Here is a 237-nt window from a genome sequence, read left to right as displayed (position 1 = left end):
CCCCGCTGTAGACGGCAGTGACGCCATACGGACTACCCGCCGTGGAAGCGTAGGCGTGCGTGGCCGTAGCCACCCCACCCACCAACGCCACCGTCTCCGCCGGGCTCCCATCACCAAACGTGAAGGTCACGGTCCCGGTCGGGCTGCCCGCACCCGGCACCACCGGAGCCACCGTCGCGGTGAACGCCACCGGCTCACCCACCACCGACGGATCAGGCGAAGACGTCACCTGCGTGC

1 protein-coding gene is annotated in these 237 nt (G+C 70.5%); it reads right to left on the bottom strand.

Annotated features, from left to right (window positions below; all coding sequences use genetic code 11):
• On the bottom strand, positions 1 to 202 hold a 202-nt coding region (locus tag HYE82_RS39625), incomplete at its 3' end, for an Ig-like domain repeat protein (RefSeq protein ID WP_369009830.1).
• Between the last annotated feature and the right edge of the window lie 35 nt (positions 203 to 237).

It is taken from the genome of Streptomyces sp. BR123 (assembly GCF_013401435.1).
Taxonomy (GTDB): Bacteria; Actinomycetota; Actinomycetes; order Streptomycetales; family Streptomycetaceae; genus Streptomyces.
Note: the sequence above shows the minus strand (reverse complement) of the source record. Positions and strands in the feature narration are given on the sequence as shown.